At 65.9% G+C, this 8,279-nt stretch carries 10 protein-coding genes and 1 other RNA gene; 4 read left to right on the top strand and 7 right to left on the bottom strand.

Annotation, left to right across the window (positions count from 1 at the left end):
* Positions 1-444: 444 nt before the first annotated feature.
* A complete protein-coding gene (locus E8F11_RS12325; protein WP_280289106.1) occupies positions 445-1,422 on the bottom strand; it encodes an NADPH:quinone oxidoreductase family protein in 978 nt (325 codons plus the stop codon).
* Positions 1,423-1,598: 176 nt separating this feature from the next.
* Between E8F11_RS12325 and E8F11_RS12320 the strand changes: the two genes are divergently transcribed.
* A complete protein-coding gene (locus tag E8F11_RS12320) occupies positions 1,599-2,012 on the top strand; it encodes a flagellar basal body-associated protein FliL (protein ID WP_280289105.1) in 414 nt (137 codons plus the stop codon).
* On the opposite strand, the gene E8F11_RS12315 is transcribed toward E8F11_RS12320, so the two are convergent.
* Positions 2,003-3,847, bottom strand: a complete 1,845-nt coding sequence (locus E8F11_RS12315; RefSeq protein WP_280289104.1) for a diguanylate cyclase — start codon at positions 3,845-3,847, stop codon at positions 2,003-2,005. The two genes, E8F11_RS12320 and E8F11_RS12315, sit on opposite strands and share 10 nt — an antisense overlap.
* A gap of 51 nt (positions 3,848-3,898) precedes the next feature.
* Complete coding sequence (locus E8F11_RS12310; RefSeq protein WP_280289103.1) at positions 3,899-4,348, bottom strand: EVE domain-containing protein; 450 nt, start codon at positions 4,346-4,348, stop codon at positions 3,899-3,901.
* A 205-nt stretch (positions 4,349-4,553) separates the two neighbouring features.
* Between E8F11_RS12310 and E8F11_RS12305 the strand changes: the two genes are divergently transcribed.
* Positions 4,554-4,688 carry a hypothetical protein gene (locus tag E8F11_RS12305; RefSeq protein ID WP_280289102.1) on the top strand — a complete coding sequence of 45 codons (135 nt, stop codon included), beginning with the start codon at positions 4,554-4,556 and terminating at the stop codon, positions 4,686-4,688.
* Between the two features lie 40 nt (positions 4,689-4,728).
* Here the strand turns inward: E8F11_RS12305 and E8F11_RS12300 are convergent, their stop codons facing one another.
* The 4 genes from E8F11_RS12300 to E8F11_RS12285 form a co-directional block, all read right to left on the bottom strand.
* Positions 4,729-5,334: a 5-formyltetrahydrofolate cyclo-ligase gene (locus tag E8F11_RS12300; RefSeq protein ID WP_280289101.1), complete on the bottom strand. Its 606-nt coding sequence runs from the start codon at positions 5,332-5,334 to the stop codon at positions 4,729-4,731.
* Positions 5,335-5,343: 9 nt separating this feature from the next.
* Positions 5,344-5,523, bottom strand: a non-coding RNA gene (gene ssrS, locus E8F11_RS12295) — 6S RNA.
* A gap of 97 nt (positions 5,524-5,620) precedes the next feature.
* Entirely contained in the window at positions 5,621-5,935 is a 315-nt protein-coding gene (locus tag E8F11_RS12290) for a cell division protein ZapA (RefSeq protein ID WP_280289099.1), read from the bottom strand.
* Positions 5,932-6,141, bottom strand: coding sequence for a TIGR02449 family protein (locus E8F11_RS12285; RefSeq protein WP_028626819.1), 210 nt, complete (start codon positions 6,139-6,141; stop codon positions 5,932-5,934). Before E8F11_RS12285 ends, E8F11_RS12290 begins: the two co-directional genes overlap by 4 nt.
* Positions 6,142-6,346: 205 nt before the next feature.
* Here E8F11_RS12285 and E8F11_RS12280 point away from each other — a divergent pair, with 205 nt between their 5' ends.
* Complete coding sequence (locus tag E8F11_RS12280; RefSeq protein ID WP_280289098.1) at positions 6,347-6,901, top strand: YecA family protein; 555 nt, start codon at positions 6,347-6,349, stop codon at positions 6,899-6,901.
* A gap of 42 nt (positions 6,902-6,943) precedes the next feature.
* Positions 6,944-8,278, top strand: a complete 1,335-nt coding sequence (pepP, locus tag E8F11_RS12275; RefSeq protein ID WP_280289097.1) for a Xaa-Pro aminopeptidase — start codon at positions 6,944-6,946, stop codon at positions 8,276-8,278.
* Position 8,279: the final 1 nt, after the last annotated feature.

The raw sequence follows: 8,279 nt of genomic DNA, 5'->3' as shown, positions 1-8,279 counted from the left end.
GAAGTAACCAAGAACGCTCGCCCCTGCATCCGGCCCGACTTCGTCGGGTTCCCTCGCTCCATCGTCGCTCCGGGGGCCCGGCGTGAGGGGCCATCCATGGCCCCGCACGCCTCTCGCGGCATCCATGCCGCTCGTCCCCCTGCGCAACGCTTCCGCTCGGCCTGCTGACGGGGCAGAGTCGCTACTCCACCTCTTCTGCACAGGTTCAGGCAATGAACAGGCGTCAGGATTACCGCGTCCTGTCAGGCGCGAGTCACCCCTCGCCCTCCGGGAGAGGGGCCGGGGGAGAGGGATGTGCCAGGCAGGTGCGCAGGTCTGAAAGGTCCGTACTAGACGCTTCTATTCGGTGCTGCAACAGCTAACGGAGACAGAGCCAATGAATTCGCTCCCACAGTTCCCGCGCGGGGTTGTTGGTGCGCACGGCGCACCCTACAGGTTGAAGCCTCAGCGAACTTCGACTACCACCTTGCCCACCGCCTGGCGCGAGGCCAGGGTTTTGATTGCCTCGGCGGTGCGCTCCAGCGGGAAGGTCTGCGACACCAGCGGCTTCAGCTTGCCTTCGGCGTACCAGGCGAACAGCTGCTGGAAGTTGGCCAGGTTGTCCTGGGGTTGGCGCTGGGCGAAGGAACCCCAGAACACACCGACCACCGAGGCGCCCTTGAGCAGCGCCAGGTTCACCGGCAGCTCCGGGATGCGCCCGCTGGCGAAGCCCACCACCAGAAGCCGGCCATTCCAGTTGATGGCGCGCACGGCGGCGTCGAACAGGTCGCCACCCACCGGGTCGTAGATCACGTCGGCGCCCTGCCCGCCGGTGAGTTCCTTGACGCGGTCCTTGAGATTTTCCTCGCTGTAGTTGATCAGCGCGTCGGCGCCGGCGGCTTTAGCCACTTCCAGTTTTTCCGCGCTGCTGGCGGCGGCGATCACCCGCGCGCCCATGGCCTTGCCGATTTCTACTGCGGCCAGGCCGACGCCGCCGGAGGCGCCGAGCACCAGCAGGGTTTCACCGGGCTGCAGGTTGGCACGCTGCTTCAGGGCATGCATCGAGGTGCCGTAGGTCATGCCGAAGGCGGCGGCGGAATTGAAGTCGATGCCCTTGGGAATCGGCATCACGTTGTAGGACGGCACCGCCACCCGTTCAGCGAAGCTGCCCCAGCCGGTCAGCGCCATCACCCGGTCACCGGGCTTGAGGTGGCTGACCTTCTCGCCCACGGCGGCAACCACGCCGGCCGCCTCGCCACCCGGGGAGAAGGGGAACGGCGGCTTGAACTGGTACTTGCCTTCGATGATCAGGGTGTCGGGAAAGTTGACCGCTGCGGAGTACACGTCGATCAGGATTTCGTTCTTCGCAGGCGTAGGGCTGGCGACTTCCTCCAGCACCAGGGTATCGGCGGGACCGAAGGCTTTGCACAGGACGGCTTTCATCGCGGGGCTCCTTGGCTTGGGGCGCGGGCCCCGGGCATGTGGCCTTGCAGTGTAGGTGGGAGGGCAGGGCGGTCAATCAGCATGCCCGGGCCTGATAGGCCTGCATAAACGGAGGTCTTGGGGCTGGCCCCGGCTCTGGCTATGCTAGGCGGCATTCGTCCCGAGGAATGACCCTGGTGAAAAGACTGACTGCATTGCTGCTGGCGCTGACCCTTCCCCTGCTGGCCATGGCCAACGAGGAAGAGGAGCCCAAGGAAGGCGAGGCGCCCAAGGTCGCCTATATCGACCTGGTGCCGTCCCTGGTCGGCAACTATGGCTCCGGTCCGCGCCTGAAGTACTACAAGGCCGATATCTCGCTGCGGGTTTCCGGCCCGGAAGCCGAGGAAAAAGTCACCCGCCACGAGCCGCTGATTCGCAACCAGTTGGTGATGCTGTTCTCCCAGCAGACCGACGAGTCGCTGGGTTCCTCCGACTCCAAGGAAAAGCTCCGCCAGGAAGCGCTCAAGCAGGTGCAGCAGGTGCTACACAGCGAGGAAGGCAAGCCCCTGGTGGACGACTTGCTATTCAACAATCTGATCGTTCAGCCCTGACCCTTCTCCCACAGACAGGTGCGATTGCGCCCCTCGTGCTTGGCTCGGTAGAGCGCGGCGTCGCTGCGTGACACCAGGCTGTCGGGCTGGTCTTCGCGGGCCGGGTCGGAGATGGCGATGCCGATGCTGAGCGTCAGGCGCCCCTCCGGGCTGGCCGGGTGCTCGATGGCCAGTTCGGCGATCCGCGCCATCACCCGCTCGGCCACGTGCTGCGCACCTTCTTCGGCGGTGTTGGCGAGGATGATGGCGAACTCCTCGCCGCCGTAGCGACAGGCCACATCGCCTTCCCGGCGCAGGCTCTGCTGCAGCGCCTGGGCCACCCGGCGCAGGGCGTCGTCGCCGGCCTGGTGGCCGAGCCTGTCGTTGTACGCCTTGAAGTGATCCACATCCAGCATCAGCAGCGCCAGGGGTGCGCCGAGGCGGCGCAGGCGCCGCCATTCGCCGCCCAGCTGGCGGTCGAAGTAGCGCCGGTTGTATAGCCCGGTAAGGCCGTCCTGGCGGGACAGCCGCTGTAGCCGCGCTTCCAGTTCCAGTCGCTCGCGGTTGTCGCGGGACACCCCGATCAGGTAGTCGCGGCCGTTCAGGCTCACCATTTGGGCGCTGATTTCCGCTGCCTGCAGGCTGCCGTCGGCGCGGCGCATTTCGCGCTGGAAGATGCCCGAGTCGTCATCGCGATGGGCCTGGCGCACCAGCTCCAGCCAGGTGTGGAAGCCGGGCAGCAGTTGCTCCGGGTCCTCCTTGAGCAGCCGGCGGAAGGTGTCGGCGTCGTAGCCCAGGCTGGCATGGGTGGCCTGGTTCATGTGCAGGACCTCGCGGCTGGCGAGGTCGAAGATGAACAGGCCGTCCTGACTGGAGTCCGTCAGGTCGAGTACCAGTTGCAGGCGCTGGCGGCTTTCCCGCAGGTCCTGTTCGGCGTGTTCGCGCTGGCTGACCTCCTCGTTCAGGCGCCGGTAGCCGGCCTGCAGGGCGCTGGCGCGGCGGGCGTTCTCCAGCGCCAGGGCCAGTGCCGCTACCAGCAGCAGGCTGGTGAGCAGGCTGGCGCCGAGAACGACCTGCGGCAGGGGCGAACGGAGCTGTTCCACCAGCTTGGGAGTCGGGCTCAGCTGCAGGGCGAAGTTGCTGTTGTTGAGCAGGTGCAGGGGGACGCGCTGGCTCAGCTGGCCCAGGCTCTCCGGCTGCTGCTTGCGGTAGATGGGTTGGCCGGACTCCAGCAGCAGGACACTGAAGTTGCGGTCGTCGCGCTTGGCGAGGAGTTCGTCCATCAGCGACTCGACGCGGAACACGCCCTGGAGGAAGCCATCGAAGGTCCGCTCGCTCGGTTCATCGCTGATGTAGAGCGGCGTGTAGAGGATGAAGCCGCGCCCACCCTGGACCAGGGTGAAGCTGTTGGACATCTGCGCCTCGCCGCTGGCCTTGGCCTGCATGGCGAGGTTGAAGTTGGGGTGGTTGCGGGTCAGGCGAAAGCCCCTGGCGGCTTCATTGCCCGTCTCGGGCAGCACCCAGCGTATGCGCAGGTCGGCGCCCATCCACTGGATGGACTGGTAACCGGGAAAGTGCTCCAGGGCGAAATTGGCTTCGAGGGACCACTCGTCCTGGGGGATTCGCCCGCGATGGTTCCACTCCAGGGCCATGCGGCGCAGGCCCTCGACTTCATCGATCAGGTTGGTTTCCAGCTCGGTGGCCAGGGTCCGCGCCTGGTAGCCGACGCGGTCGCGGATGCGCTCCTGCTGGGCGTCTTCCATCTGTCGCCAGAGCAGCAGGCTGGTGCCGCACAGCGCCAGGAGCAGCAGGACGAGCGCTGATCGGACCAGCCAGGCGGGAGGAAAGTGCAGCATGTGCGTGTCCCGGAAGATTCCTCTCCCTCATAGCACAGGGCCATTCCCGACTCAACGCAGGGCGAGCACCCCGGACCACTCTTCCTCGGTCACGGGCATCACCGATAGGCGGCTGCCCTTTTGCAGCAGCGGCATGCCGGACAGCACCGCCTGTTCGCGCAGGCGGGCGAGGGGAATGATCGCCGGGAAGGCCTCGACGAATTCCACGTCCAGGGCGCTCCAGGGATTCTTCTCGGGGCTGGCCTTGGGGTCGTGGTAGTGGCTCTGCGGGTCCAGGGCGGTGGGATCCGGGTAGGTCTCGCCGGCGATCCGCGCGATGCCGGCGATGCCGGGCTCCGGGCAGCTGGAGTGATAGAAGAAGAACAGCTCGTCGGGACGCATGGCGCGCATGAAGTTGCGCGCCTGGTAGTTGCGCACGCCGTCCCAGCGGGCTTTTCCCAGGCGCTGCAGGTCGTGGATGGAAAGCTCCTCGGGTTCGGATTTCATCAACCAGAAAGGCATTAACTTTGCTCCTGTACGTTCGTCCTTAATTGGGGGCTTCGAAGCTTGGGTCTGGCCGACAGCCGGTTGGCGTCACAAATTGCGTGTTCGCTCACGTTGCCGGAGAATGCCGCGCTTTAAGCTGCATGCCGCCGTACGGTCCAATCAAAACAACAACTCGCCATCGGTCATCACGCGAAGTTTGCCTGCAAGGGGGAGGCAATCGATGAAACGCAAGCCAGACATTCTCTGGGTACTGGTCATCATTTTCGGTCTGGGTGTGGTTACCACCGGTTACACCCAAAGCCTCTGGGAACGCCAGAGCGGCGCGCCCGAGAACCTGATCCAGCAACAGCCCTGAATCCGTTCCGGCCGGCACTGCAAGGATCGCAGTGCCGCCGTCAACGTCCCGCGTACCAATCCCTGTCCGTTACGGTCGCCTGCAAGGCGACATCCCAGCTGGCCAGCTCCAGCCTGTCCACCTTCTGGCATTCGTGCGCCAGGCCCAGCAGGGTCGGCTTGCGCCATTGGCGGCGCCGCGCCAGGTAGGCCAGGCTGCGGTCGTAAAAGCCCGCGCCCATCCCCAGTCGTCCACCGTATTCATCGAAGCCCACCAGGGGCAGCATGACCAGATCCAGTGCCCAGACCTTGCGCTGCTGTGCCGGATTGGCGCGTGGCTCGAGGATGCGGAAGCGGTTCTTGCGCAGCTTTTCCCCTGGCAGCAGGCGCTGGAACACCATCTTTTCCCTTGGCCAGGCATTGAGTACGGGCAGATAGGCCTGCTTGCCTCGGCGTTGCGCTTCGCGCAGCAGCGGGCGCGGGTCGATCTCGCCATTGGTGGGCAAATAGAGCGCGACATGCCGGGCGCGGCGGAACAGCGGATCCTGCGCGAGCTGGCGGTAGAGGGCCTTGGCGGCGTGCTTCTGCTGGAGGGGACTGAGTGCGCGACGGGCCTGGCGGAGCAGGCGGCGCAGGCTCTGGCGGGAGTGGGATCCGGCGCAGATCATGAAAAAAATAGACTCCCCGGTCGTGCCGCTGTCGGGTTAGCCCTTGAACCCGAAAGTTCAAGGTGGAGGTTGCAGGAGGCGTTAAGGCTTTCCGTCAGGCGGACATGCACACCGGCCCCAACTTGCAACCCCCGTGGTTGCATATATCGGCTCAGGGACATCACCGACTGGCCAACACACCAGGGAGCTGGCGGCGAGTATACCCCAAGAACCGATCCGGAAACTGCTGCGCGTCGGCCCGGCTGCGTCAAAAATGCTCGCGCAGCGTCACCTTGTCGCAGCCGGCTCAGGCCTGGTGCGCGTCCGGGTCCGCCGCCAGGGCGTGGTCGACGCGTTCCAGCAGGTCGCGTACCCGCTCGCGGGTGGACGTGGCTTCCTGGTCCAGGCGCTGCTGCTTGTGCAGCAGGTCGTGGGTGATATTCAGGGCGGCCATCACGGCGATGCGGTCGGCGCCGATGACCTTCCCGCTGGAACGGATCTCGCGCATCTTGCCGTCCAGGTAGCGCGCGGCGCTCTCCAGGTTGGCGCGCTCATCCGATGGGCAGGCGATGCAGTATTCCTTGTCGAGGATTTGTACGGTGACGGTATTGGACTGGTTCATGAATCCTGCTCCAGGGCTTTCAGGCGCGAAATCATCGCTTCGACCTTGAGCCGGGCCATTTCGTTCTTTTCGATCAGATGAGCGCGCTCTTCACGCCAGGCCTTCTCGCTGGCAAGCAGGAGCCGGTTCTGGGCCTTGAGCTGCTCGACACGCTGGATCAGCAGTTCCAGCTTGGCTGTCAGTGCATGCAGTTCGGCATCTTCCATGGGCTGTCTACTTGATGGGGAGTGACCGGGACTATATAGGACCGGCGCGAGGGCGGGTCAAACCCGCTGGTGGCCGGCGTGACTCATCGCACGTCCGTGGGTGGGGTCTGGTGGCGGGCGGCCGATGCTGCCTTCACCGCTTCAGGCTGCTAGGATACGAGGCCGTCATTCTAGTGATTGCGCCCTCTGGCGCCTAGCCACCCTTATGTCCAGTTCGAATTCCCCTTACAACGCTTTCGCCGCCCTGCTCGCCACCAGCGGCCAGGCCGTTTCCCCCGCCGAAGTCCACGGCCTGCTGCTCGGTCGCAGCTGCGCCGGCGCCGGCTTCGAGCCCGAGCCCTGGCTGGAGGATGCCGCCGAACTGCTCGGCAGCGCCCCGCAGGACAATCTGCGCCAGGCACTGATCGGCCTGCAGGAGATGGTCAAGGGCGAGCTGACCGGCAGCGAGATGGCTGTGGTCCTGCTGCTCCCCGACGACGAGGCGCCGCTCGCCGAACGTGCCGCGGCCCTCGGCCAGTGGTGCCAGGGCTTCCTCGGCGGCTTCGGCCTGACCGCCCGCGAAGGCGCGCTGTCCGGCGAAGCGGTCGAAGTGCTCCAGGATCTCGCTTCCATCGCCCAGGTGCAGAGCGCCCTGGAAGACTCCGATGACGGCGAGAACGACTATATGGAAGTCATGGAGTACCTGCGCATCGCGCCCCTGCTGCTGTTTACCGAGTGCGCCAAACCCGCCGCGCCGGCCCCTAAACCCTCGTTGCATTGAACCCGAGCGGCGGGCTGCCACGCCCGCCCTGAAGGAGCGCGCATGACCCGTATCCCCAAGGCCGAGTACGCCCGCCGGCGCAAGGCACTGATGGCGCAGATGGAAGCCAACAGCATCGCCATCCTGCCCGCCGCGCCCGTGCATATCCGCAACCGCGACGTCGAGCACGTCTACCGCCAGGACAGCGACTTCCAGTACCTCAGCGGCTTCCCCGAGCCGGAAGCGGTGCTGGTGCTGATCCCCGGCCGCGAGCATGGCGAGTACGTGCTGTTCTGCCGCGAGCGCGATCCAGAGCGTGAGCTCTGGGACGGCCTGCGCGCCGGCCAGGACGGTGCCATCGGCGAATACGGCGCCGACGATGCCTTCCCCATCGGCGACATCGACGACATCCTTCCCGGCCTGATCGAAGGGCGCAGCCGCGTCTACTACTCCATCGGCACCAACACCGAGTTCGACCAGCACCTGATGGAGTGGGTCAACGTGATCCGCTCCAAGGCCCGCCAGGGTGCCCAGCCGCCGAACGAATTCGTCGCCCTCGACCATCTGCTGCACGACATGCGCTTGTACAAGTCGGCGGCCGAAGTGAAGGTCATGCGCGAAGCCGCCGAAGTTTCCGCCCGCGCCCATGTGCGTGCCATGCAGGCCGCCCGCGCCGGGCTCTACGAATTCCACCTGGAAGCCGAGCTGGACTACGAGTTCCGCAAGGGCGGCGCGAAGATGCCGGCCTACGGCTCCATAGTCGCGGCGGGCAAGAACGCCTGCATCCTGCATTACCGGGAGAACGACGCCCCGCTGAAGGACGGCGACCTGGTGCTGATCGACGCCGCCTGCGAACTGGATTGCTACGCCAGCGACATCACCCGCACCTTCCCGGTCAGCGGCCGCTTCAGCCCCGAGCAGAAAGCCATCTACGAGCTGGTGCTGAAATCCCAGGAAGCCGCCTTCACCGAAATCGCCCCCGGCAAGCACTGGAATGCCGCCCATGAAGCCACAGTGCGGGTCATCACCGCCGGCCTGGTGGAGCTCGGCCTGCTCAAGGGCGAAGTCGACGAGCTGATCGCCTCGGAAGCCTACAAGGCCTTCTACATGCACCGCGCCGGTCACTGGCTGGGCATGGACGTGCACGACGTCGGCGACTACAAGGTCGGCGGCGAATGGCGCGTGCTCGAGGTGGGCATGGCGATGACCGTCGAGCCCGGCATCTACATCGGCGCCGAGAACCAGGACGTGCCGAAGAAGTGGCGCGGCATCGGTGTGCGCATCGAGGACGACGTCGTGGTGACGAAGACCGGCTGCGAAATCCTCACCGGTGGCGTGCCCAAGACGGTGGACGAGATCGAGGCGCTGATGGCTGCCGCGCGCACCCAGGCCGCCTGAC

The organism is Pseudomonas sp. BN417 (genome assembly GCF_029871205.1).
Lineage (GTDB): Bacteria > Pseudomonadota > Gammaproteobacteria > Pseudomonadales > Pseudomonadaceae > Metapseudomonas.
Note: the sequence above shows the minus strand (reverse complement) of the source record. Positions and strands in the feature narration are given on the sequence as shown.

Bases quoted from the DNA above. Each gene is read 5' to 3' on its own strand.
- E8F11_RS12325 (WP_280289106.1), bottom strand. From the start codon at position 1,422: ATGAAAGCCGTCCTGTGCAAAGCCTTCGGTCCCGCCGATACCCTGGTG.
- E8F11_RS12300 (WP_280289101.1), bottom strand. From the start codon at position 5,334: ATGATCTGCGCCGGATCCCACTCCCGCCAGAGCCTGCGCCGCCTGCTC.
- pepP (WP_280289097.1), top strand. From the start codon at position 6,944: ATGACCCGTATCCCCAAGGCCGAGTACGCCCGCCGGCGCAAGGCACTG.
- E8F11_RS12285 (WP_028626819.1), bottom strand. From the start codon at position 6,141: ATGGAAGATGCCGAACTGCATGCACTGACAGCCAAGCTGGAACTGCTG.
- E8F11_RS12305 (WP_280289102.1), top strand. From the start codon at position 4,554: ATGAAACGCAAGCCAGACATTCTCTGGGTACTGGTCATCATTTTCGGT.
- E8F11_RS12310 (WP_280289103.1), bottom strand. From the start codon at position 4,348: ATGCCTTTCTGGTTGATGAAATCCGAACCCGAGGAGCTTTCCATCCAC.
- E8F11_RS12290 (WP_280289099.1), bottom strand. From the start codon at position 5,935: ATGAACCAGTCCAATACCGTCACCGTACAAATCCTCGACAAGGAATAC.
- E8F11_RS12315 (WP_280289104.1), bottom strand. From the start codon at position 3,847: ATGCTGCACTTTCCTCCCGCCTGGCTGGTCCGATCAGCGCTCGTCCTG.
- E8F11_RS12280 (WP_280289098.1), top strand. From the start codon at position 6,347: ATGTCCAGTTCGAATTCCCCTTACAACGCTTTCGCCGCCCTGCTCGCC.